The sequence below is a fragment of the Stutzerimonas sp. CXK-1 genome (genome assembly GCF_057738225.1).
In genome coordinates this window covers 1,374,663-1,394,974 of record NZ_CM173217.1, presented here as the reverse complement: position 1 = coordinate 1,394,974, position 20,312 = coordinate 1,374,663, and the positions used below count along the sequence as shown (strand labels likewise).

Below are 20,312 nucleotides of genomic sequence, written 5' to 3'. Positions count from 1 at the left end.
AATGCACGACGATAATCTGCTGCAACAACTTGTCGATGACATCGATACCGCCCAGCAACTGCTCGAACTGATCGAGCACGAACTCGCGGCACTCGCCGAGCGAAACCTGGCCGAGCTGGAAATTATTCTGACGAAAAAGCAGCCTCTGTTAGCGCTGCTCGGTCAGCATGGCGTCGAGCGCAGCAGGATGCTCACTGAGCGCCAGTTGAGCAATGACCGTAGCGGGCTGGAAGCGTTTGCTTCGATCTCCTCGCAGGGTGACGCCATTCTGGCCCGCTCGTCCGAGCTTGAGGCGCTGCTGCAAGACTGCCAAGCCGCCAACGAACGCAACGGGCGACTGATTCGCGCCAATCAGGGTGCCGTCGGCAGCTTGCTCGCCATTCTGCAAGGCAGCAACGAAACGCCCGACCTGTACAATCGTCGTGGCGCCACCGCCAGAAGCAGCCAGCACCGGCCGCTGAGCCAGGCGTGACCATTACAACTCTAAGGATGCTCGGGCCCAGGCCCGTTACGCAGCATTGCCTAGTGCTGGAGAACAGCGGACGTGTCGAATCCGTTCTTTGACGAAGCCGGTCCGCAACCCCCGAAGGTTCTGACCGCCCCACTCGAAATACAGGCCAATCTCAAGCAGCTGCTGGACAACAACGTTCCTGTCAGCATCCGCTTTCTGGAGCGCAATCAGCGCTATCAGAGCTATTTAATCGATCTTCACCGTGACAGGGGCTGGCTCGCTTTCGACGAGCTCATCCCCAGTGATGGTGATCGCCTGATGATGGCCAGCGAGCCGTTCGAAGCCGAAGCCTTCTATGAGGGGGCCCGCCTCTCTTGGAAAAACCATCAAACGGTACATCCAACCGACTACGATGGGGCTCGCTGCTATTGGACGCCACTACCCGACGAGCTGACCTATCATCAGCGCCGCAATGCGTACCGTGCTCGGCTGGATTCGATACCTATCACCGCGACGCTCGGTGGCGCACCGCTGAGCAGGACACTCACCGGGCGACTGCTCGATCTTTCAGCCACAGGCTGCAAGATGAGCTTCAAAGGCAACGTCGAAACCGGTCTTCAGACTGGGCAGGTCTACCCGGACTTTTGCGCAGAGCTTCCCTCAGGTCCAGCCAAGTGCTCCGTGGAACTGCGGCACGTCAGCTATGATGAGCGCCGCGACGCTACCTTCTGCGGAATGCGTTTTTATCAAATGAGCGGATTGCTTCAGCGCCAGATAGAACGCTTCGTCTATCAGCTGCAACGCGAAGCCAGACGACAAAGCGACGCGCCGTTCGCTTGAACCCGCCTGCCGCTCCAGGGGAGCGGCAAGCCTCCCCCGACGAACCCGTTCAAGCGCACTTGAGAAACAAGTGGCGTCCCAGGCGAGGTTCGAACTCACAACCTTCCCCTTAGGAGGGGGATGCTCTATCCAATTGAGCTACTGGGACTCGGGGGCGCATGTTAACGACCCCCGGCATGTTTGTCATGCCCCGCGCCGGCTGTCATTTATCCCCTTGCATTTTGCACGAAGCCATCAGGCAGAGCTTGCAAAGTGCAAATCGCAGGCGCTAGAGCTGAAAGCATAACTTATTGATTTACAACATTTTTTTCGTATAAAACTGCTTGGCACAACACCTGCTATGCATTTCGCATTGAACTTTCGATCGCGAAGGAAACGCAGAGATGCCGAAGCCCCTTTATTTGATCAGCACCACAGCTGTCTCGATTGCCGCGGCATTTGCCCTGCAGCTGCCCTCCGCCGAAAAGCACGCTGCCAACACCAGCCCAGCCGCCACCTACGCACGCTCGATCCCCCCCCAACCGAATCGGCATCCCACGGCCAAGCTATTCAATCTCAGCGGCGATCACATCATCGCCCCCACCAGAGCCCAGCGCTGGGTGTTCTGACGATCCTTGGAGGAAAATGAGAATGTCCAAGCTAGCGGCTTATAGCCTTGTCCTGTTGGCCATATGCGGATTGACCGCACTCTGGGCGCCAAGCGAAGCAGCTCGCGCTGTCAGCCAGTACGGCATGGCGATATTCAGTCTCTCAACGTTCGCCGGCCTGCTGATCGGGCGTCGAGTGAAGTTCGATCCCATCCTGCGCTAGCACGCAGTGCAACAGCACCATGCGCATGGGCAGCCGGTCACACATTGGCTTACTGATAGCAAAACGCCTTTACTAATCAAGCTGAAGACGTACAATTGGCGTCAGCAAGCCGACCATCTATAGTTTTTTCAGGACAAGCGGAACAGCGCGGGTGGGCGGTTGTCAGACCGATGACTTCCACGGCAATTCGCTACCACGCAACCTGACTAACCGGTTTTACTATGCGCCCAATGAAACAGGCAGTTTATTCCAGCCGCACGGCTGACAAATTTGTGGTTCGGTTACCTGACGGCATGCGCGAGCGTATCGCCGAGGTATCACGCAACCACCACCGAAGCATGAACTCGGAGATCATTGCACGACTCGAGCAGAGCCTTCTGCAGGAGGGCGCGCTGGATGATGATCTGAACATGCGACTCGATAGCCCTGAGCTGAGTCTTCACGAGCGCGAACTGCTTCAGCGGTTCCGCCAGCTCACCCACCGCCAGCAGAACGCCTTGATCGCACTGATCGCGCAAGATACCGAGCTGGCCAAGGACGAAGCCTGACAGGCTCGCTGCCGCGAGACATAAAAAAAGCCGGCGTTGTTCGCCGGCTTTTTTGTGTTAGCGACCAAACACCTACCTATAGCAGGAACAGTGTCGCCAACCCCAGGAAGATGAAAAAACCACCGCTGTCGGTCATCGCAGTGATCATGACGCTCGCACCCATCGCTGGGTCTCGCCCGAGCCGCGCCAACGTCATAGGAATCAGCACCCCCATAAGCGCAGCCAGCAGCAAATTCAACGTCATTGCCGCAGTCATCACCACGCCCAGCGCCCAGTTACCGTAGAGCCAATACGCGACAAAACCTATCACCCCACCCCACAACAGGCCGTTGACCAACCCCACGCCGGCCTCCTTGCGCAACAGCCGCAGGGTATTGCCTGTACCGACCTGATCCAGCGCCATGGCCCTCACGATCATGGTGATGGTTTGATTTCCGGAGTTGCCGCCAATTCCCGCCACGATCGGCATAAGCGCAGCCAGGGCGACCAGCTTTTCGATCGAGCCATCAAACAGCCCAATTACACGGGAAGCCAGAAACGCAGTGACCAGATTGACAGCGAGCCAGGCCCAACGGTTACGCACTGACTTCCATACCGAGGCGAAGATATCCTCCTCTTCGCGAAGGCCCGCCATGTTGAGAACTTCACTCTCGCTCTCTTCGCGAATGAGGTCGACCATTTCATCGATGGTCAGGCGCCCGATCAGCTTGCCCCCCTTATCGACAACGGGCGTTGAAACAAGATCGTATCGCTCGAACGCCTGCGCAGCCTCGTAAGCATCTTCATCGGGATGGAAGGTCACCGGATCGGTGGCCATCACCTCGGCGACTTGTTTTTCGGGATCATTGACCAGCAACCGCTTTATCGGCAGCACACCTTTGAGCACACCGTCGTAATCGACCACAAACAGCTTGTCGGTATGCCCTGGCAGCTCCTTGAGACGACGCAGATAGCGTAATACCACTTCCAGACTGACATCTTCCCGGATGGTCACCATCTCGAAGTCCATCAACGCGCCGACCTGGTCCTCGTCGTAGGACAATGCGGAGCGGACGCGCTCGCGCTGCTGGGCGTCCAGGCTTTCCATCAACTCGTGAACGACGTCGCGAGGCAACTCCGGCGCGAGATCAGCCAACTCGTCGGCGTCCATCTCCTTGGCCGCCGCAAGAAGCTCCTGATCATCCATGTCGGCGATCAGCGTTTCACGGACCGCGTCCGACACTTCAAGCAGGATATCGCCGTCTCGCTCGGTCTTGACCAGCTGCCAGACAGCGAGGCGCTCATCGAGCGGAAGCGCTTCGAGAATGTGGGCAACGTCTGCAGGGTGCAGCTCGTCGAGCCTCAACTGCAACTGCGCGAGATCATCGATCTGAGCAGGATCCGTCAGTGATTCCCCGCCATGCTGCTGAGCGAGCACCTCAGCAAGATCATGGCGATGCAACAGTTCGAGCACCTGCGCCAGGCGATCCTGTAGTGTTTCTTGTGGCTTCTTGGCTTCTACTTCGGTCATGGGCGTACTCCACCCCCAGCTCTGGGGCACGCCGGGAGAATCAGACAATCAAGCGGGCAGGCAGGAATTTGGAACGACTACTGGGTAAGTCCATGAGGGGATTTGTTTCTACAAGCCCAACGGGGCGGACCGCGCAATGATAACACCGCAGCCGCTCAGCAATGCGAGCTTTCAGTGACAATACAAGTAGTTGCGCAACACAAATCCGCCGCCTGCAGTGTCGACGTCATCACGAGCGGCGAAGACACCTTCCCTCGCACGACGCAAGAAACGCTAGGCTCGACAAGCCAGTCAAACGTCACGGAGGACGAGAATGCCAAGACATACCGTTTTGGCCTGGTGCCTGCTCGCCTGCGCAGGCACCAGCGCACATGCCACCACTGTTTACCGCTGCGTCGACAGCGCCAACCACGTCAGCTTTCGCCAGCAGGGCTGTCCCGAAGAAACGATCGGCAAACCGCAAAAGATCAGCCACGGCAACACCGACCACAGCAATCCGAGGCGTAGGGCGCCCTCAAGCAAGCCACGCGCCAGTCAAGGCGAAGCCAGAGAGCTCGTAGTCGTCGGCACTCATCACGACAAATGCGGAAGCCAGCTGACCAGCAGAGATCGCCGAAGGGCCATCATCGAGAAACGGATAGTGCCTGGAATGACCCAAGAGGACGTGCAGAGCGCCCTAGGCACGCCTGACAGGGTGACAACAACTAACGGCAGGACCCAGTGGCGCTATGAGAGCGAGCGCGGACGAAGCCGGACCGTCACCCTCGACAACGAAGGCTGCGTAACCACCAAGCGCTAGCCAATAAAAAAGGGCCTGCATTTCTGCAGGCCCTTTCCAAATGGCGCACTCAGGAGGATTCGAACCTCCGACCGCTCGGTTCGTAGCCGAGTACTCTATCCAGCTGAGCTATGAGTGCGTGTGCGTTTTTTAAACCAGACCGCCCTGGCTTCATCAGCCCCGCAGAACGAGACTTCATGATATGGCGCACTCAGGAGGATTCGAACCTCCGACCGCTCGGTTCGTAGCCGAGTACTCTATCCAGCTGAGCTATGAGTGCGCTAAGGGTGCGCATTATAGGGTGGTAAACCTTAGCGTCAAGAGCAACAAAGCACTCTGACAAGCCACCCGATCATGCAATATGGCGGAGAAGGGGGGATTCGAACCCCCGACACCCTTTTGAGGTGTACTCCCTTAGCAGGGGAGCGCCTTCGGCCACTCGGCCACCTCTCCGCAACACGGGGCGCATAATACCGATCTTTACCCCGTTTGCAAAGCCAAAAATTACATAAAAATTAGTGGCTTGGTTCCTGGTCCTTTTCTTTCTGGATCCGCTGGTAAATCTCCTCGCGATGCACCGCAACCTCCTTGGGTGCGTTCACGCCGATACGTACCTGGTTCCCCTTTACGCCCAACACGGTGACGGTAACGTCGTCACCCACCATCAGGGTCTCTCCGACCCGGCGAGTCAGAATCAGCATTCCTTTCTCCTTAAACGGATTCAGTCAGTAAGCAGTCTGCAAAGAATAAAAACGGATATTGTCCGTCAGACATATAGCCAAAAGCCTTACACCAGCTATTGACCAGCACGCGGGACGCTAAAGTTCCTCGACGGCAGGCCAACACGACAGAAGGCGCGCTAAAACGGGCCTTCTGACGACTATTCTGCCGAACCAGCAGGCGCGTCCAGTTCGAAAGCGGTATGCAAGGCGCGCACAGCCAGCTCCAGATACTTCTCTTCGATCACCACCGACACCTTGATCTCTGACGTCGAGATCATCTGGATGTTGATGTTCTCCTTGGCCAGCGCCTCGAACATACGACTCGCCACACCGGCATGCGAGCGCATGCCAACGCCCACGATAGACACTTTTGCGATGTCAGTATCACCAATGACTTCGCGCGCCCCCATCTGTTGAGCGATGGCGTTCAGGATTTTCAAGGCGTTGTTATAGTCGTTACGGTGCACGGTGAAGGTGAAGTCTGTGGTGTTATCGTGCGCCACGTTCTGCACGATCATGTCGACTTCGACGTTTGCGGCGCTGATCGGACCGAGGATCTTGAACGCCACACCGGGAGTATCCGGCACCCCACGGATGGTGAGCTTGGCTTCGTCGCGATTGAAAGCGATGCCGGAAATGATGGGCTGTTCCATGGATTCCTCTTCATCAAGGGTAATGAGGGTCCCCGGACCCTCCTGAAAGCTGTGCAGCACCCGCAGCGGTACGCTGTACTTGCCAGCGAACTCGACTGCCCGGATCTGCAGGACCTTCGAGCCCAGGCTAGCCATTTCCAGCATTTCTTCGAAGGTGATCTTGTCCAACCGCTGCGCTTTGGCGACAACCCTCGGGTCCGTGGTGTAAACGCCGTCCACGTCAGTGTAGATCTGGCACTCGTCAGCCTTCAGTGCCGCGGCCAACGCCACTCCGGTCGTGTCCGAACCGCCACGGCCGAGGGTCGTAATGTTGCCTTTCTCATCGACACCCTGGAAGCCTGCTACCACGACGACCCGTCCAGCCTTGAGGTCGCGCTGAATGCGCTGCGAATCGATCTGCAGAATGCGCGCCTTGGTGAAGGCACTGTCGGTCAGGATGCGCACCTGATTACCGGTATAGGACACGGCCGGTACGCCGCGCTTGATCAGCGCCATGGCCAGCAAGGCGATGGTGACCTGCTCCCCGGTGGACACCATGACGTCCAACTCACGCGGCACCGGCTGCTCACTGATCTGCTTGGCCAGATCGATCAGGCGGTTCGTCTCGCCGCTCATGGCCGAAACCACTACCACGATGTCGTCACCGGCATCGCGAAACTTTTTGACCTTCTCTGCCACCTGCTCGATACGCTCGACGGTGCCGACGGAAGTACCGCCAAACTTCTGTACGATCAAAGCCATTTCATGCCGCCTATGCCCAAACGGGCGTTCATTGACCTGTCATTCATCCCCCGCCGAGCGAATGGACGCTCGGCGGATACAGCAACACCTCTTTCAGAATCCCTGCTCGACGAACTTCGCAGCCAGTGCCAGCGCGTCGTCGAGGGCGCCGACATCGGTGCCGCCGCCCTGAGCCATGTCCGGACGCCCACCGCCCTTGCCGCCCACTGCCGCCGCAGCCTGCTTCATCAGCTCGCCAGCCTTGAAGCGCGTGGTCAGATCCTGGGTGACGCCCGCCACGAGCACGACTTTATCTTCCTGCGCACCGCCCAATAGGATCACCGCACTACCGAGCTTGTTCTTCAGCTGATCGACCAGGGCCAGCAACGCCTTGCCATCGAGCCCATCCAGACGTGCTGCAAGCACCCGGACGCCCCCGACATCGATCGCCGAGCCAGCCAGATCATCACCCGCGGCGCTGGCAGCCTTCGCTTTGAGCTGCTCGAGCTCCTTTTCCAGCTGGCGATTGCGCTCCAATACACCGGCGAGCTTGTCGAGCAGGTTATCGCGACTGCCCTTGACCAGGCCGGCGGCCTCCCGAAGCTGCTCCTCAGCCTGGTTCAGGTAGGCCAGCGCCGCTGCCCCGGTCACCGCCTCGATACGACGCACGCCCGCGGCAACACCGCCTTCGCTGATGATCTTGAACAGGCCGATATCGCCGGTACGCGCAACGTGCGTACCGCCGCAAAGCTCGACGGAGAACCCGCCGCCCATGGAAAGAACGCGGACCGTATCGCCGTACTTCTCGCCAAAGAGCGCCATCGCGCCTTTGGACTTGGCCGTATCGATGTCCGTTTCCTCGATCTCGACGGCGGTATTGCGGCGAATCTCAGCGTTGACCAGGTCCTCCAGCGCCTTGATCTGCTCGGGGCGAATGGCTTCGAAGTGACTGAAGTCGAAACGCAGGCGCTGGCTGTCGACAAGCGAACCCTTCTGGCTCACATGTTCGCCCAGCAACTTGCGCAGCGCCGCATGCAGCAGGTGGGTCGCCGAGTGGTTCAGCGCCGTCGACTGGCGTACGGAGTCATCCACGACCGCCTCGATCTGCGCACCGACTTCCAGCGAACCACTGTCGAGAACGCCATGATGCAGAAACGCCGCGCCCGCCTTGGTGGTGTCACGAACATCGAAGCGCACCCCCTCGGCAGTAAGGTAGCCGCAATCGCCGACCTGGCCACCGGACTCGGCGTAGAACGGGGTGCGATCCAGCACCACGACGCCCTCCTCGCCCGCCGTCAGTTTCTGTACCGACATACCTTCCTTGAACAACGCGACGACCTTGCCGGCATCACGCGTCGTTTGATAGCCGCGGAACTCGGTTTCACCTTCGATCTTGACCAGGCTGTTGTAATCCATGCCAAAGGCGCTGGCAGAACGAGCCCGCTCGCGCTGGGCCTCCATCTCACGTTCGAAGCCGGCTTCGTCCAATGTAAGGTTGCGCTCGCGAGCGATGTCATTGGTCAGGTCGACAGGGAAGCCGTAGGTATCGTACAGCTTGAACACCACGCCCCCCGGAATGACGCTACCCTCGAGCGAAGCGAGATCCTGCTCGAGGATTCGCAGCCCCTGTTCGAGCGTCTTGGCGAACTGCTCTTCTTCATTGCGCAGCACCCGCTCGATATGCGCCTGCTGCTGGCGCAACTCGGCAAATGCGTCGCCCATTTCCGCAACCAGTGCAGCCACGATCTTGTGGAAGAAGGCGCCCTTGGCGCCGAGCTTGTTGCCGTGGCGACACGCTCGACGAATGATCCGCCGCAGCACATAGCCACGCCCCTCGTTCGACGGAGTCACCCCATCGGCAATCAGAAAACCGCAGGAGCGAATGTGATCGGCAACCACCTTCAATGACGCCTGCCCCTCGTTGCGGCAGCCGATCGCATCAGCCGCAGCGTTCAGCAGGCTCTGGAACAGGTCGATCTCGTAGTTCGAGTTGACGTGCTGGAGTACTGCACTGATGCGCTCGAGCCCCATGCCGGTATCGACGCTTGGTGCCGGCAATGGATGCAGCACACCATCTGCAGTGCGATTGAACTGCATGAACACGTTGTTCCAGATCTCGATGTAACGGTCGCCGTCTTCTTCAGGAGAGCCGGGCGGGCCGCCCCAGATGTGCTCGCCGTGGTCGAAGAAAATCTCGGTGCAGGGACCACAGGGGCCGGTGTCGCCCATCGCCCAGAAGTTGTCCGATGCATATGGGGCGCCCTTGTTGTCACCGATCCGCACCATGCGCTCGGCCGGCACGCCGACTTCCTTGGTCCAGATGTCGTAGGCCTCGTCATCGGTGGCATAGACGGTGACCCACAGCTTTTCCTTGGGCAGCTCCAACCACTTGTCACTGGTGAGAAATTCCCAGGCAAAGTGAATCGCGTCGCGCTTGAAGTAATCGCCAAAGCTGAAGTTGCCGAGCATCTCGAAGAAGGTGTGATGGCGCGCGGTATAACCGACGTTCTCCAGGTCGTTGTGCTTGCCACCGGCACGCACGCACTTCTGGCTGGTGGTCGCGCGGGTGTAGGCGCGCTTCTCCAGGCCGAGGAAGCAGTCCTTGAACTGGTTCATGCCGGCATTGGTGAACAGCAGGGTCGGATCGTTCGCCGGAATCAGCGAGCTGGAGGCGACGCGGGTATGGCCCTTCTCTTCGAAGAAGCGGAGGAAGGCTTCACGGATTTCTGCGCTTTTCATAATTTCTTCCAGAAGACGGCGGCCGAACGGCTGCAAAACGCCACGAGGTGGCGGCACCGCCGAGCGATTCACAACTACCCCGAGCAGGTAGTCGGCAAAGGGCCGCATTATATCGGGCCTGCGCGCCGGGTATAGGGGATCGGCGCAATAGAATCAAGCGATTCGACAAGGCCTGACAGGGGCAGAACGCACCGTTTGTGCGGAGCGAGGCCGGTAACGGCTGCCCTGCCCCTCCCCGCATCGAGCTGTCAGCGCAGCAAGTCCATGTCAAGTGTCTTCGCCGCGCCGCCGAGCATGGTTTCGGTAATGTCGATGAAGTCGTTCGTGGTGACCTTGTCCAACCGCATCAGCCCGCGGCTCACGTCGTCAAGCGAATGCCGCCCTTTGCTGCGCTGACGAATCTCGCGATCCAGATCCTGCAGCATCAGCACGGCACGCGCCGTGACCGGCCCGGTCGAGTGCTCGGTGCGCAGACTGCTGACGCCTCGGCTCCATTTGGCCAGATGTTCGCGCACGATCCGATAGCGATCCTCACTGAGCCCACCAGCGCGCCGCACCAACTCGATCGCGTAGTACTCGGCGAGCCCTTCGCTGATCCAGTCGCTGCGATCGGCATCACTGATGCGACTGAACACGTGCACCAACTCATGCACCAGCGAGCTGGTGCCGTTCTCGCTTACCAGTGGTCGGTCAGCATGCATGTAGAGCGAGTTGGGGCCGGACAGACCGCCGCGCCACATCGGATCGCCTGCGCCGACGATGAGCAGCTTGGCGGGGTCGCGCGGGAAGACATTCTGCAACTCCGGCCAGACAAAGGTCAGCATCGTCAGGATGTCCATGCGTCGCACGCCCTCCCCTACCGGCGCCGCCACAGTGACATCGGTCTCGCCTAGCCGGGCACGACGCGTGCCCAGCTTGCCTGCGAGAATCCAGCCGGTCGGACGATCAAAAATGCGCTCGGGGTTATCGATGCGGAAGCGGTTCTTGCCGATGCGCTTCCAGCCCGTTTCGACGCTTTTCCATCCCTCGGGGAGTTCGAACTGCAGTCGCGCCACCAACTCAGTGCCATCGACTTCGTCCAGGTGCGCCGACGGTACCAGATCATCGCCACGAAACAGCGCCCAGCTATCGGTCATGCGCGCATCGAAACGGCCATTCTCGCGCTGATGACTGAGGCGAACGCGATACCTGAGCTGCGCCTTGCCGTTCGCTGGCTTCCAGACACCGCGGCCGGCCTGCTCCTGAATCCACTCCCCATCCGCCTCGAAATCGCTGTAACGCCCTTCATCGCCGAGGTTCAGATCGAGGCTACGTATCACTTTGCCCCGTTCCAGAACCAACCGGACTTCCGCCTGGTCGTCCTGCGGCATAAGCCGTACCTGATAGTCGAGATCGACACGCTGGGCCGCCTGGGCGGAGACGACACACAGCAGCAGTGAAAACAGCGTCAGCAGACGGGCGCGCATTCGGATATGACTCCTGGGAGTGGATTCAGCTATGACGCTAGCGAGGGATACGGATTCACCCTGCGCGGAAAATCAGATGCGCCTCCCACTCCTGCTCAGGCACGCTGCCCTCGGCGAGCATGCGACCGGCCTGGGAGATGCGCTCGGCATGCACCTGCTCGCGGTCGCCGCAGACCAAGTAATGCCAAAGAGGGAGATCCTTTCCTTCACCCACCAGCCGATAGGCGCAGGTGGGCGGCAGCCATTTGAACTCAGCCGCATCGCGCACGCTGAGTTCGATGCAGTCCGGAACGCTGGCACGTCGATTGGAATAATCGGTACAGCGGCAGCTCTGAAGGTCGAGCAGGCGACAGGCGATGCGGGTGTAGTAGACGCTGCCGTCTTCCTCATCCTCCAGTTTCTGCAAGCAACACAAGCCACAGCCATCGCAAAGCGATTCCCACTCTTCTTTGTCGAGCTGGGCCAGCGTCTTGCGCTTCCAGAAAGGTTCGACCTTTGCCGCCATGCTTAGTCACCGCTATTGCAAAGAGGCAAGTCTAGCGACTGGCCATGGCACGGCCAAGCGTGACCCTGCCATGGTCAGTGTGCGGTGACCTTGCGTCACGCTACTGCTTGTCGAGCATCTGCCGATGACTGCGCATCTGCTCGAGCAGCTGTTCCATGCGCTGAATGCGCATGTCGAGCACTTCCTTGGTCGGTGCGCCGCCGAACGCACCCGGGCCCATGCCCGCACCGCCCTGCATCCCCATGCCTCCGGCGCCGGGGCCACCCAGCGGGCAGCCGCCCATCATTCCCGCGCCGGACTGCATGCTCCGCCAGTGCTGTTCGCGCAACTTCATGCGCTCTTCAGGCGTCTTGGCCTGGCGCCACGCCTGGCGATATTCCTGCATCTGCTGCCAGTGCTTCTGCCAAGCGGAATCATCGGTTGCGGCATCCTGCGCCGAGGCCCCTACCGCCGCGCCCAGCATCAGCGCACCCAGCAAAATCGAACGGGCGTCCATCGTGCTTCTCCTCGAGTGTTCCAACCCAAAGCAAGCATAGCCTTGGTCTGCCAGCCGGCCTTGCGTGAGAACAATTTCACGAGCGATTCAGACGGGATCGTTCATCCGCAGCAACTCGTCGGGCAGATGCTCGATGTATTCCTCCTCCGGTGGCGGCATCTGCAGGTGGTAGCCCTGCTCACGCACATTCGCCAGCACCTTGTCGACGTCCTCGCGGGCCAGCTTTCGCTCAGGGCTCAGGACCAGATCGAACGCCAGCTGCGGCGGGCCGAAAGCAGCCAGCAGAGCCTCGGGGACGCGTTTGAGCGCATCCTTCTTTTCCACGTAGAGATACATCTCGCGCTTGCGCGGACTCTTGTACACCGAGCAGATCAATTTCATTGCTTATGTTCCATAACGTCGAGCAGAGCCTGCCCCATGAGCTCGCGCCGCCATCCGCGCAACGAGTCGGGCAGGCGATAGGGACCCTGTGGATAGCCGCTCTTTATGAGCGCCTCGAGGGATTTCTTGCGCAGCATCAGCTCGGGCGCAATGTCCAGACGCTCAGCCTCTCGCTGGCCTACCGCACGCAGTTTTTTCAGCAGGCCGCCGGCCTCCAACGGCAATGGCTCAGGCAGCGGTGCCGGCCAGGTCGCCGCGTCTGACGCTGCAGCCTCGCCAATCAGCGCGAGAATCGTCTCGCCATCCTGACGCACGGTACGTGGATGCATATCCTCGATCCGTGCCAGCGCAACCAGATCCTTCGGCTGGGTGCGCGCCAGCGGCCAAAGGCTCGCCTCACGCAGGATACGGTTGCGCGGCTGGTTGCGCGCTCGCGCCTCGCTTTCACGCCAGGCGGTCAAGGCGCGCAGGACCGCAAGCTGCTGCGGCTTGAGCCGCCAGGCCTGCTTGACCTCACGATAGGCCTCCAGCGGATCGCTATGACGACGCAGGTTGGCGACCAGCTCTTCGCCATCCTCGAGTATCCAGGCACGCTTGCTCGAATCCAGCCTGGGCAGCAGCGCCAGGTAGAGTTCAGCCAGGTGCTGGGCGTCTTCGGCGGCGTAGCGCACCTGCATTTCGCTAAGAGGGCGTTGCAGCCAGTCCGAGCGCGTCTCCCCCTTCGGCAGCTCGATACCGAGCACCGCGTGCACCAGCCGCGAATAGCCCATCGAAAAACCGATGTTGAGGTAGCCGGCCGCGAGCTGCGTATCAAACAGTGGCGAAGGCAGGCTGCCGGTCAGCCGCAGCAAGACCTCCAGATCCTCGCTGCAGGCATGCAGCACCTTGGTCACGCGCTCGTCCTCGAGCAGCCCGCAGAACGCGGACCAGTCGCTGATCCGCAATGGATCGATGAGGTAGGCGCAGCGACCATCACCCACCTGAATCAGGCCGGCGATGGGATAAAAGGTGTCGACACGCATGAATTCGGTGTCCAGCGCGACGAACGACAGCTGCCGCCAGGCATCGCACAGACGGGTCAGATGCTCATCATCCAGCACCCATTGGGTTTCGATGGCCACTCGGCCTCCTTGTTTCGGCGGACGACCGCCGTACGGCCGAACGAGGCCGGCAGTATATCGCCAGTTACCGGCATCAGGCGTTTCTGCCTCACCGGAGGCCTGCTAGTGTTTCCGCTCTTGCCAAGGAGCTCCCTATGTCGCTTGCACGCCTGATCACCGCCCAGCAACTGGCCGACAGCCTGCCGCAGAGCCTGCTGATCGATTGCCGCTTTGCCCTTGAAGACCCCAGCCATGGCCAGCGCAGCTATCTCGAAGGCCATCTGCCGGGCGCGCGCTTCCTGGATCTGGAGCGCGATCTCTCCGGCCCGGTGGAACCCGGCGTGACCGGGCGCCATCCGTTGCCGGAGCCGCAGCGGCTGATACGCCGATTGCGTGAAATCGGCGTCGACAACGACAGCCGCATCGTGCTCTACGACGACGGCCCCGGCGCCTTTGCCGCACGCGCCTGGTGGCTGCTGGCCTGGCTCGGCAAGCGCAACGATGTCTATCTGCTCGATGGAGGGCTTGCCGCCTGGCGACAGGCTGGTCTGCCACTGGAGGCTCATGAGTGCTCCGCAGAATGCGGAACGTTCACCGGCCAGCCGGACCCGCAGATGCTGATCGAAGCCACAGAACTGGCGCGACAGCTAGCGGATTTCCAGCTGCTCGACGCCCGCGCACAGCCGCGATTCCGTGGCGATGTCGAGCCCCTGGACCCGGTGGCAGGCCACATTCCGGGCGCCATCTGCGCACCGTTCAGCGAGAATCTCGGCGGCGACGGGCGCTTCCTCGCCCCAGACCAACTGCGTCAGCGCTTTCTATCGATCAGCGACGGCGACGCTCGGCCCCTCGTTGCCTATTGCGGATCGGGCGTAACGGCTTGCCACAATCTGTTCGCCATGTCCCTGGCAGGGCTTGGCCTGCCGCGCCTGTATGCCGGCTCATGGAGCGAGTGGATCACAGACCCCGCACGACCGGTGGAACGCGGCGATTCCTGACCAATCGGTCACCAAGAGGATTGACGGTTTCACAATCACCTTGACTTTTGCAGGTATTTACGACCGATCGTCGCCGTATTTACGAAAAATTGCACTCTTTCGTTTGCTGCTGCTCAGACAAAGTTGGTAGGTTCCGAGCCGCTTTTACCTGAGGAGTACACAATGAAAACAAGATGGTTGAAAACCGCTCTCGCAGTGGCCGTAAGTGCAATGTCCACCCAGCTGATGGCTTCCGGCTTCGCGCTCAACGAGCAGAGCATCAGTGGCATGGGCACCTCCTTCGCCGGCCGCTCCTCGTCTGCCGATGACGCTACCACCTTGTTCGGCAACCCGGCGGGCATGGCTCGCCTCAAGCGTGAGGAAGTCAGCTTCGGCATGGCGGCGATTCATGCCAAGACGGATATCGACGATGCCTCCGGCAGCTTTTTCAACGGGGCCGGCCCCACCCTTATCGGCGGCCCCACGAGCGGCAGCAACGATGGCGACATGGTGCCGACGACCGCCGTCCCGATGGGCTACTACGTCAAGCCGATCGATGACAAGTGGGCGCTGGGCGTCGGCGTCTACGTGCCGTTCGGCCTGATCACCGACTATGAGGGTGGCTTCCAGGGTCGTTATTTCGGCGACTACAGCGAGGTCCGGGTAATCACCGTCCAGCCAACGGTGAGCTACCGCTTCAACGAGAAACTGTCGATCGGCTTTGGCCCGACCATCAACCGTATCGACGGTCAACTGGAAAGCGCAGTGCCGGGTATCGCCGGCCCGAATGACAGCCGGGTGAAAATCGAGGGCGACGACACCGCGCTTGGCTTCAACGCCGGCTTGCTCTACGAATTCACTCCGCACACGCGCGCCGGTATCACCTACCACTCGAGCGTGGACTACAAGCTCGAAGGCGACACCAAAGTGTCGGGCAGCGATCCGGTGCTGGGCAACGGCATCCCGGGTTTGAGCATTAACGCTTACGGCGAATACGATGCGTCCCTGGACCTCGAAACCCCCGAATCCGTGGACGTCTCCATCACGCACGAGCTGAACGCCAACTGGACGCTCTATGCTGGCGCCATGTGGACGCGCTGGAGCCGGCTCGAAGAGATCACCGTGGAGAATGAAGGCGTGGGCGCGGCCGCGGCCGGCCAATTCGGCACCATCACCGAGGAGCAGGATTGGCATGACACCTGGTCCTACGCCTTGGGCGCCGCCTACAAGCTGAATCCGCAATGGACGCTGCGTACCGGCCTTGCCTTCGATCAGAGCCCGGCGAATAACACCCATCGCTCTCCGCGAATCCCCACTGGCGACCGTACGGCAGTCAGCGTGGGTCTCGGCTGGAGTCCGACAGAAGACATCACCGTGGACCTGGCCTACTCCTACCTGATGGAAGAAGAAGTCAGCATCGACCAAAGCAAAACCTATGCAGGTGGTGCTGTCGGCCAGAGCTACAGCTCGAAGTACGAGAACAGCGCTCACGGCTTCGGCGCTGCCTTGAGTTACCGCTTCTGATGCAATCAACCCCGGCTTCGGCCGGGGTTTTCCTTTAAAGACGACTATTTGCCCAGCGCTTTCTCGACGGCGGCGAGCAACTCCGGGTCGTCAGGCGTGACCTTGCTCGAGAACGACGCCACCACGCGCCCCTCGCGGTCCACCACGTATTTGTAGAAATTCCAGCGCGGCGCGCGCCCGGCCTGTTCGGCCAGTTCGCGGAACAACGGGGTCGCATCATCGCCACGCACCGGTTGCTCGGCTGTCATGGTGAAGGTGACGCCATAATTGACGTAGCAGACCTTCGCCGTTTCGGCGGCGTCATCATCCTCCTGAAAAAAGTCATCGGACGGTACGCCGACGACCTCCAGCCCCTGCTCCCGGTAACGCTGATAAAGCGCCTCCAATCCCTTGAACTGGGGCGTAAAGCCGCAGTGGCTCGCAGTATTGACGACGAGCAAAGCCTTGCCGGCAAAGCGCTCGCAGAAATTGACCTGCCCCTTGGAGCGCAACTCGGGTAACTCATGTTGCAGCAGTGCCGGGCATTCGCCCGCCTGTATGGCGCCCGCCGCCAGAGCCAGACAGGCGCCAAACCAGAATCGATGTCTCATAGCCATGCCTCCGAACGGTCTGCTCACAAGCTAGCGTCGGTTGCGGGCTGCCGCAAACCCTCCGCCACCAAGCCAACCGAAATTCGGTGCGCTATATACAGAAGAATATAACGAGACCAGAATGCGCCCAATCCGATGGAGCACCGCATGGCCAGCAAACGCCTCCCTCCCACATTGCAGATCGATGGCGAACTGCGCTTCAACCGCAGCGACAAAGGCTATCTGAGCGGCAAGCGAATCGACCTGCTGGAACAGATCGAAGCGACCGGTTCGATCAGCCGCGCCGCCAAGGCAGCCGGCATCAGCTACAAGGCCGCCTGGGATGCCGTGGATGCGATGAACAATCTGTCCGAACGGCCGCTGGTGGTGCGCTCGACCGGCGGTGCCGGCGGCGGTGGAACCCGGCTAACCGAGTTCGGCCGGCAAATGCTGCACGTGTGGCGACGCATGCAGCGCGAGTACGAACGGTTCCTCGAGCAGGTCGCACTGGGCATCGAGGACTTTGACGATATCGATCGACTGCTCAAGGCCATTGCCATGAAAACCAGCGCCCGCAACCAGTTACGCGGCACCGTCAGCAGCCTCGAGAAAGGCGCCGTCAACGGCAGCGTGACACTGGATATCGGAGCCGGACAAACGATCACCGCCACCCTGACGAACGACAGCATCGACGAACTGCAGCTTGGCATTGGCAGCCCGGCGATCGCCCTGATCAAGGCAAGTTTCGTGCTGCTCTCACCCGACCCGCAGATCCGCATCAGCGCGCGCAATCGCCTGCACGGCACCATCACCACGTTGCGGCCAGGCGCGGTCAATTGCGAAGTCAAGCTCAGCCTCCCCGGCAATCGCACGCTTGGCGCGGTGATTACCAACGAGTCCGCCGAAGAGCTGCAACTGACCGTCGGGCAGCCCTGCACCGCCTTGATCAAGGCCTCGCAGGTCATTCTCGCCACCGATTGAAAGGAGTCGCCCATGTCCCTTCGCCACGTCCTTGCCGCATTCTTGCTGGCCGCGCTTCCAGCGCTCGCCTGCCAGGCCGACGAGGTTCAGGTTGCCGTCGCCTCGAATTTCGCCGCGCCGATGCGCGAACTGTCGGCGCTGTTCGAGCAGGCCAGCGGCCATCAGGCGCGCCTTGCGTTCGGCGCAACCGGCAAGTTCTACGCGCAGATTCGCAATGGCGCCCCCTTCGACGTGCTGCTGGCTGCCGACGACAAGATCCCCGCACGCCTGGCGCAGGAAGGCGACGCCGTTGAGAGCAGCCGCTTTACCTATGCCATTGGCCGCCTGGTGCTCTGGTCGCCAAGCCGTAAGGCCCTCGACGAAAACGCGCTGAAGACCGGGGACTTCCGCCATCTGGCCGCCGCCAATCCGAAGACCGCACCCTACGGTGCCGCGGCGATGGACACCCTCGAGCATCTTGGCCTCGCCGAGCCACTGCGGGCACGCCTGGTCCAGGGCGAGAACATCGCGCAGACGCATCAGTTCGTGGCAAGCGGCAACGCCGAGCTCGGCTTCGTCGCCTTGTCGCAGGTCATTCGGAACGGCGAACCCGATGGCGGCTGGCTGGTGCCAGGCAATTACCATCGGCCGATTCGCCAGGACGCCGCTCTGCTCGAACGCGGCGCCGGCAATCCCGCCGCTGTCGCCCTGCTGGCCTTTCTTCGCGGACCGGAAGCCCGCGAGGTGATCGAGCGCTACGGCTATCGGGTTCCCTGACATGCCGCACCTGGACGACGCGGCACTGGCTGCGATCTGGCTCACGCTGAAGCTGGCCGGCCTGACGACCCTGCTCTTGCTGCTGCTCGGCACACCGCTGGCGTGGTGGCTGGCGCGCACGCGTTCACCACTGAAGGGGCCGATCGGCGCCGTGGTGGCCCTTCCACTGGTGTTACCGCCGACCGTGCTCGGCTTCTACCTGCTCGTCGTGCTCGGCCCGCAAGGCGCCATCGGTCAGCTGACCCAGGCGCTCGGCCTCGGCACACTGCCTTTCACCTTTTCCGGCCTGGTGGTGGGTTCGGTCTTGTACTCGATGCCGTTCGTGGTCCAGCCACTGCAGAATGCGTTCCAGGCAATTGGCGAACAGCCCCTGGAAGCTGCCGCCACGCTGCGCGCCAGCCCCTGGGACCGGTTCTTCAGCGTGGTACTGCCGCTGGCCCGCCCCGGTTTCGTGAGTGCAAGCATTCTCGGCTTCGCCCACACGGTCGGCGAGTTCGGTGTCGTGCTGATGCTGGGCGGCAACATCCCGCAGCAGACCCGTGTGGTTTCGGTGCAGATCTACGACCATGTCGAAGCGATGGAGTATGCCCAGGCGCACTGGCTGGCCGGCGGCATGCTGTTGTTTTCCTTCGCCGTGCTGCTGTTTCTCTACAGCGGACGCGGCCGCGCGGGGTGGCAGGGATGAGCCCGGCCGACAGCTCAGGCATTCAGGCGCGTTTTCGCCTCAGCTACTCAGGCTTTTCGCTGGACGTGGACCTCGCGCTTCCAGGTAGCGGCATTACCGCGCTGTTCGGTCCGTCCGGCTCTGGCAAAACCACCTGCCTGCGCTGCGTCGCCGGCCTGGAGCAGGCGGCGTATGGCCAGCTGTCGGTCAACGGCGAGTGCTGGCAGGACACCGAACGCGGCTGGTTCACCCCCACGCATCGCCGCGCCATCGGCTATGTCTTCCAGGACGCCAATCTGTTCTCGCATCTGTCGGTGCGCCGCAACCTGGAATACGGCATGCGCCGCGTCGCTGCGTCTTCCCGGCGCATCGCCTGGGAGCAGGCCATCGACCTCCTGGGAATCGAGCACCTGCTGCAACGCATGCCCGCCCGCCTCTCCGGCGGCGAGCGCCAGCGCGTCGGAATTGCCCGCGCCCTGCTCACCAGTCCACGTCTGCTGCTGATGGACGAACCACTGGCCGCCCTGGACCTGCCGCGACGCCGTGAAATCCTGCCGTATCTCGAGCGCCTGCATGGCGAGCTTGCCATTCCGATCCTCTACGTCAGCCACTCGCCGGATGAGGTCGCGCAGCTCGCCGATCACCTGGTACTGCTCGAACAGGGCCGCGTCGTCGCCCAGGGCGAGCTGCAGGCAACCCTGGCGCGCCTGGATCTGCCGATCGCCCTGCAGGAAGACGCCGGCGTGGTGGTCGAGTCGCAAGTCGCCGGTCACGACGACCATTACCACCTCACCCGCCTGGCCTTTGCAGGTGGCGAGGTGCTCGTCGCTCGACGCCACGAGCCTCCCGGCAGCCGGTTGCGCTTCCGCGTCCATGCGCGGGATGTCAGCCTTGCGCTGGAACGCGCCGCGGGCACCAGCATCACCAACCTGCTGCCCGCGCGCGTGGTAGCGATTGCCGCGGCCGATTCGCCAGCACACGTACTGGTCCGCCTGGAAGCAGGCGGAACGCCGCTGCTTGCCCGTATCACCAGGCGTTCGCTCGATCAGCTGCGGATCGCGCCAGGGCTGTCGCTCTGGGCCCAGATCAAGACCGTCGCCCTGCTGGCCTGATCGCTCCGGC

General features: G+C 61.4%; 23 protein-coding genes and 4 tRNA genes. 12 read left to right on the top strand and 15 right to left on the bottom strand.

The features are described 5' to 3' along the window. Position 1: 1 nt before the first annotated feature. Together AC0KXH_RS06615 and AC0KXH_RS06610 are read left to right on the top strand one after the other, a co-directional pair. Positions 2-472 (top strand): flagella synthesis protein FlgN, encoded by a 471-nt coding sequence (locus AC0KXH_RS06615; RefSeq protein ID WP_312379965.1) that lies wholly within the window; start codon positions 2-4, stop codon positions 470-472. A gap of 72 nt (positions 473-544) precedes the next feature. After that, positions 545-1,291 (top strand): flagellar brake protein, encoded by a 747-nt coding sequence (locus AC0KXH_RS06610; RefSeq protein WP_488224381.1) that lies wholly within the window; start codon positions 545-547, stop codon positions 1,289-1,291. A gap of 71 nt (positions 1,292-1,362) precedes the next feature. On the opposite strand, the gene AC0KXH_RS06605 is transcribed toward AC0KXH_RS06610, so the two are convergent. Then, positions 1,363-1,439: transfer RNA gene (locus AC0KXH_RS06605), tRNA-Arg, on the bottom strand. 235 nt (positions 1,440-1,674) lie between these two features. Here AC0KXH_RS06605 and AC0KXH_RS06600 point away from each other — a divergent pair. The 3 genes from AC0KXH_RS06600 to AC0KXH_RS06590 all read left to right on the top strand — a co-directional run bounded on the left by AC0KXH_RS06600 (position 1,675) and on the right by AC0KXH_RS06590 (position 2,649). Next, positions 1,675-1,899, top strand: a complete 225-nt coding sequence (locus AC0KXH_RS06600) for a hypothetical protein (RefSeq protein WP_488224380.1) — start codon at positions 1,675-1,677, stop codon at positions 1,897-1,899. 22 nt (positions 1,900-1,921) lie between these two features. Beyond that, positions 1,922-2,101, top strand: a complete 180-nt coding sequence (locus tag AC0KXH_RS06595) for a PA3371 family protein (RefSeq protein WP_041106268.1) — start codon at positions 1,922-1,924, stop codon at positions 2,099-2,101. Positions 2,102-2,322: 221 nt separating this feature from the next. Continuing rightward, positions 2,323-2,649 carry an Arc family DNA-binding protein gene (locus AC0KXH_RS06590; RefSeq protein WP_041106270.1) on the top strand — a complete coding sequence of 109 codons (327 nt, stop codon included), beginning with the start codon at positions 2,323-2,325 and terminating at the stop codon, positions 2,647-2,649. A 76-nt stretch (positions 2,650-2,725) separates the two neighbouring features. On the opposite strand, the gene mgtE is transcribed toward AC0KXH_RS06590, so the two are convergent. Next, positions 2,726-4,159, bottom strand: a complete 1,434-nt coding sequence (gene mgtE, locus AC0KXH_RS06585) for a magnesium transporter (RefSeq protein ID WP_200628225.1) — start codon at positions 4,157-4,159, stop codon at positions 2,726-2,728. Positions 4,160-4,472: 313 nt separating this feature from the next. Here mgtE and bamE point away from each other — a divergent pair, with 313 nt between their 5' ends. Next, positions 4,473-4,958 carry an outer membrane protein assembly factor BamE domain-containing protein gene (bamE, locus tag AC0KXH_RS06580; RefSeq protein WP_200628224.1) on the top strand — a complete coding sequence of 162 codons (486 nt, stop codon included), beginning with the start codon at positions 4,473-4,475 and terminating at the stop codon, positions 4,956-4,958. A gap of 41 nt (positions 4,959-4,999) precedes the next feature. Here the strand turns inward: bamE and AC0KXH_RS06575 are convergent. From AC0KXH_RS06575 to rnd, 11 genes are all read right to left on the bottom strand, one after another. Further along, a tRNA-Arg gene (locus AC0KXH_RS06575) sits at positions 5,000-5,076 on the bottom strand. A 64-nt stretch (positions 5,077-5,140) separates the two neighbouring features. Further along, positions 5,141-5,217: transfer RNA gene (locus AC0KXH_RS06570), tRNA-Arg, on the bottom strand. Positions 5,218-5,299: 82 nt separating this feature from the next. Further along, positions 5,300-5,390 (bottom strand) — tRNA-Ser (locus AC0KXH_RS06565). A gap of 62 nt (positions 5,391-5,452) precedes the next feature. Beyond that, on the bottom strand, positions 5,453-5,638 hold the full coding sequence (gene csrA, locus AC0KXH_RS06560; RefSeq protein ID WP_003283978.1) for a carbon storage regulator CsrA: 186 nt from the start codon (positions 5,636-5,638) through the stop codon (positions 5,453-5,455). Between the two features lie 179 nt (positions 5,639-5,817). Next, positions 5,818-7,053 (bottom strand): aspartate kinase, encoded by a 1,236-nt coding sequence (locus AC0KXH_RS06555; protein WP_043219228.1) that lies wholly within the window; start codon positions 7,051-7,053, stop codon positions 5,818-5,820. Positions 7,054-7,146: 93 nt separating this feature from the next. After that, entirely contained in the window at positions 7,147-9,771 is a 2,625-nt protein-coding gene (gene alaS, locus AC0KXH_RS06550) for an alanine--tRNA ligase (RefSeq protein WP_488224379.1), read from the bottom strand. A 248-nt stretch (positions 9,772-10,019) separates the two neighbouring features. Then, positions 10,020-11,237, bottom strand: coding sequence for a hypothetical protein (locus AC0KXH_RS06545; RefSeq protein ID WP_488224378.1), 1,218 nt, complete (start codon positions 11,235-11,237; stop codon positions 10,020-10,022). 55 nt (positions 11,238-11,292) lie between these two features. Beyond that, positions 11,293-11,742 (bottom strand): YcgN family cysteine cluster protein, encoded by a 450-nt coding sequence (locus AC0KXH_RS06540; RefSeq protein ID WP_041106280.1) that lies wholly within the window; start codon positions 11,740-11,742, stop codon positions 11,293-11,295. A gap of 100 nt (positions 11,743-11,842) precedes the next feature. Next, positions 11,843-12,238: a hypothetical protein gene (locus tag AC0KXH_RS06535; RefSeq protein WP_224109652.1), complete on the bottom strand. Its 396-nt coding sequence runs from the start codon at positions 12,236-12,238 to the stop codon at positions 11,843-11,845. Between the two features lie 87 nt (positions 12,239-12,325). Next, positions 12,326-12,619 (bottom strand): YcgL domain-containing protein, encoded by a 294-nt coding sequence (locus AC0KXH_RS06530; RefSeq protein ID WP_041106284.1) that lies wholly within the window; start codon positions 12,617-12,619, stop codon positions 12,326-12,328. Beyond that, on the bottom strand, positions 12,616-13,740 hold the full coding sequence (gene rnd / locus AC0KXH_RS06525) for a ribonuclease D (RefSeq protein ID WP_312940281.1): 1,125 nt from the start codon (positions 13,738-13,740) through the stop codon (positions 12,616-12,618). Before rnd ends, AC0KXH_RS06530 begins: the two co-directional genes overlap by 4 nt. A gap of 134 nt (positions 13,741-13,874) precedes the next feature. On the opposite strand from rnd, the gene AC0KXH_RS06520 reads away from it, so the two are divergent. Then, the gene (locus AC0KXH_RS06520) at positions 13,875-14,717 is read left to right on the top strand and encodes a sulfurtransferase (RefSeq protein WP_488224377.1); all 843 of its coding nucleotides are present in this window, start codon (positions 13,875-13,877) and stop codon (positions 14,715-14,717) included. Between the two features lie 113 nt (positions 14,718-14,830). Here AC0KXH_RS06520 and AC0KXH_RS06515 read toward each other — a convergent pair whose 3' ends face one another. After that, the gene (locus tag AC0KXH_RS06515; protein ID WP_235366432.1) at positions 14,831-14,986 is read right to left on the bottom strand and encodes a hypothetical protein; all 156 of its coding nucleotides are present in this window, start codon (positions 14,984-14,986) and stop codon (positions 14,831-14,833) included. Here AC0KXH_RS06515 and AC0KXH_RS06510 point away from each other — a divergent pair. Continuing rightward, complete coding sequence (locus AC0KXH_RS06510) at positions 14,928-16,220, top strand: OmpP1/FadL family transporter (protein WP_488224376.1); 1,293 nt, start codon at positions 14,928-14,930, stop codon at positions 16,218-16,220. The two genes, AC0KXH_RS06515 and AC0KXH_RS06510, sit on opposite strands and share 59 nt — an antisense overlap. Before the next feature lie 44 nt (positions 16,221-16,264). Here the strand turns inward: AC0KXH_RS06510 and AC0KXH_RS06505 are convergent, their stop codons facing one another. Then, a complete protein-coding gene (locus AC0KXH_RS06505) occupies positions 16,265-16,810 on the bottom strand; it encodes a glutathione peroxidase (RefSeq protein ID WP_312570442.1) in 546 nt (181 codons plus the stop codon). A 147-nt stretch (positions 16,811-16,957) separates the two neighbouring features. On the opposite strand from AC0KXH_RS06505, the gene AC0KXH_RS06500 reads away from it, so the two are divergent. From AC0KXH_RS06500 to modC, 4 genes are read left to right on the top strand one after another with little or no spacing between them, the layout of a single operon-like run. Further along, on the top strand, positions 16,958-17,770 hold the full coding sequence (locus tag AC0KXH_RS06500; RefSeq protein WP_488224375.1) for a TOBE domain-containing protein: 813 nt from the start codon (positions 16,958-16,960) through the stop codon (positions 17,768-17,770). Positions 17,771-17,782: 12 nt separating this feature from the next. Beyond that, on the top strand, positions 17,783-18,526 hold the full coding sequence (modA, locus tag AC0KXH_RS06495; protein ID WP_488224374.1) for a molybdate ABC transporter substrate-binding protein: 744 nt from the start codon (positions 17,783-17,785) through the stop codon (positions 18,524-18,526). Position 18,527: 1 nt separating this feature from the next. Next, the gene (gene modB / locus AC0KXH_RS06490; protein ID WP_061338531.1) at positions 18,528-19,211 is read left to right on the top strand and encodes a molybdate ABC transporter permease subunit; all 684 of its coding nucleotides are present in this window, start codon (positions 18,528-18,530) and stop codon (positions 19,209-19,211) included. Beyond that, complete coding sequence (modC, locus tag AC0KXH_RS06485; protein ID WP_061341010.1) at positions 19,208-20,302, top strand: molybdenum ABC transporter ATP-binding protein; 1,095 nt, start codon at positions 19,208-19,210, stop codon at positions 20,300-20,302. The genes modB and modC overlap by 4 nt, the downstream gene beginning before the upstream one ends. The last annotated feature ends 10 nt before the right edge of the window (positions 20,303-20,312 follow it).

Bases quoted from the DNA above. Each gene is read 5' to 3' on its own strand.
- AC0KXH_RS06615 (WP_312379965.1), top strand. From the start codon at position 2: ATGCACGACGATAATCTGCTGCAACAACTTGTCGATGACATCGATACC.
- AC0KXH_RS06600 (WP_488224380.1), top strand. From the start codon at position 1,675: ATGCCGAAGCCCCTTTATTTGATCAGCACCACAGCTGTCTCGATTGCC.
- AC0KXH_RS06595 (WP_041106268.1), top strand. From the start codon at position 1,922: ATGTCCAAGCTAGCGGCTTATAGCCTTGTCCTGTTGGCCATATGCGGA.
- AC0KXH_RS06590 (WP_041106270.1), top strand. From the start codon at position 2,323: ATGCGCCCAATGAAACAGGCAGTTTATTCCAGCCGCACGGCTGACAAA.
- mgtE (WP_200628225.1), bottom strand. From the start codon at position 4,159: ATGACCGAAGTAGAAGCCAAGAAGCCACAAGAAACACTACAGGATCGC.
- bamE (WP_200628224.1), top strand. From the start codon at position 4,473: ATGCCAAGACATACCGTTTTGGCCTGGTGCCTGCTCGCCTGCGCAGGC.
- csrA (WP_003283978.1), bottom strand. From the start codon at position 5,638: ATGCTGATTCTGACTCGCCGGGTCGGAGAGACCCTGATGGTGGGTGAC.
- AC0KXH_RS06555 (WP_043219228.1), bottom strand. From the start codon at position 7,053: ATGGCTTTGATCGTACAGAAGTTTGGCGGTACTTCCGTCGGCACCGTC.
- alaS (WP_488224379.1), bottom strand. From the start codon at position 9,771: ATGAAAAGCGCAGAAATCCGTGAAGCCTTCCTCCGCTTCTTCGAAGAG.
- AC0KXH_RS06545 (WP_488224378.1), bottom strand. From the start codon at position 11,237: ATGCGCGCCCGTCTGCTGACGCTGTTTTCACTGCTGCTGTGTGTCGTC.
- AC0KXH_RS06540 (WP_041106280.1), bottom strand. From the start codon at position 11,742: ATGGCGGCAAAGGTCGAACCTTTCTGGAAGCGCAAGACGCTGGCCCAG.
- AC0KXH_RS06535 (WP_224109652.1), bottom strand. From the start codon at position 12,238: ATGGACGCCCGTTCGATTTTGCTGGGTGCGCTGATGCTGGGCGCGGCG.
- AC0KXH_RS06530 (WP_041106284.1), bottom strand. From the start codon at position 12,619: ATGAAATTGATCTGCTCGGTGTACAAGAGTCCGCGCAAGCGCGAGATG.
- AC0KXH_RS06520 (WP_488224377.1), top strand. From the start codon at position 13,875: ATGTCGCTTGCACGCCTGATCACCGCCCAGCAACTGGCCGACAGCCTG.
- AC0KXH_RS06510 (WP_488224376.1), top strand. From the start codon at position 14,928: ATGTCCACCCAGCTGATGGCTTCCGGCTTCGCGCTCAACGAGCAGAGC.
- AC0KXH_RS06515 (WP_235366432.1), bottom strand. From the start codon at position 14,986: ATGCCACTGATGCTCTGCTCGTTGAGCGCGAAGCCGGAAGCCATCAGC.
- AC0KXH_RS06505 (WP_312570442.1), bottom strand. From the start codon at position 16,810: ATGAGACATCGATTCTGGTTTGGCGCCTGTCTGGCTCTGGCGGCGGGC.
- AC0KXH_RS06500 (WP_488224375.1), top strand. From the start codon at position 16,958: ATGGCCAGCAAACGCCTCCCTCCCACATTGCAGATCGATGGCGAACTG.
- modA (WP_488224374.1), top strand. From the start codon at position 17,783: ATGTCCCTTCGCCACGTCCTTGCCGCATTCTTGCTGGCCGCGCTTCCA.
- modB (WP_061338531.1), top strand. From the start codon at position 18,528: ATGCCGCACCTGGACGACGCGGCACTGGCTGCGATCTGGCTCACGCTG.
- modC (WP_061341010.1), top strand. From the start codon at position 19,208: ATGAGCCCGGCCGACAGCTCAGGCATTCAGGCGCGTTTTCGCCTCAGC.